This window comes from Microcoleus sp. AT8-B5 (genome assembly GCF_036705565.1).
GTDB lineage: Bacteria > Cyanobacteriota > Cyanobacteriia > Cyanobacteriales > Microcoleaceae > Microcoleus.
This window is the reverse complement of record NZ_JAUBUY010000009.1, coordinates 123,870-124,897: the sequence shown is the minus strand read 5'-3', so window position 1 is coordinate 124,897 and position 1,028 is coordinate 123,870. Positions and strand designations below refer to the sequence as shown.

General features: G+C 49.3%; 1 protein-coding gene. It reads right to left on the bottom strand.

The window, feature by feature from the left end:
- Window positions 1-1,028: calcium-binding protein (locus tag QUB39_RS08880; protein ID WP_445299483.1), on the bottom strand; the 1,028-nt coding region annotated here is incomplete at both ends.

The following is a 1,028-nucleotide window of genomic DNA, read 5'->3' as shown; positions in this document are numbered from 1 at the left end:
GGAGTTGAACCGCTAACACCGTCAAAGTTAGTCGTAGTCAAATTGCCGAAAGCGCTCGCGCTAAACTCGAATTTGTCCACCCCAACAGTAAAGTCAGCAATTTTATCGCCGCCTTCTTTCGTTGTCCTGTAAACAAACAGATCCGCACCACTGCCGCCGCTTATGACATCCAAACCAAGGCCGCCGGTGATGGTATCGTTGCCGTCGCCGCCAAGGATGGTATCGTTAAAATTGCTGCCGACAATGTTGTCATCGCCTGCTAAACCATCGAAATTAACGGCAGCCGGATAAGTGCCGAAATTCACATTGTCAGCACCAGCAGTACCGACAGGAACATTTAGTGACGTGCCGCTGAAGACAAAGTTACTGACTTGCAGGCGAATGCTTGCCGAGAAACTCGTGAGAACTTCAAAGCGCGCCCCAACAGCAAATACCAGTACAGCACGACCGGTCTCGGCATCTATAAACTGACAGAAAGTAGGCGCTTCTCGGTTGCCACCCAAAGCTATAAACCGCGCTTGCAAAGACGCGATGCTGTTAACAGTGGTATCCAGGCTGAAATCGAGCAAGTTAGCGCTGCCGATCGACCCCACAGTAGAAGTAGCAGTAATCTCCAGTCGGGTCAAGCTAGAAACGGTGAGATTACCAAAAGCTGCCGTAGAAAGCTCTAAAACATCGTCATCGACACTAAAGTCAGTAATAAAGTCAGCTTCTACAACTGTTTGAATCTCTTGGCGAGAAGTGCGGTAAATAAAGCGATCCTTTCCACTACCCCCAATTAGAGTATTGGTTCCTAGACCACCTTCGATCTCGTCATCATCATCGCCGCCTTGAACTTTGTCGTTGCCCAAGCCGCCTTTTAGCGTGTTTTTGCCTTTACCACCGATGATATCGTCATCATCATCGCCGCCGTCGATATCGTCATCATCATCGCCGCCTTGAACTTTGTCTTTGCCCAAGCCGCCTTTTAGCGTGTTTTTGCCTTTACCACCGATGATATCGTCATCATCATCGCCGCCGTCGATATC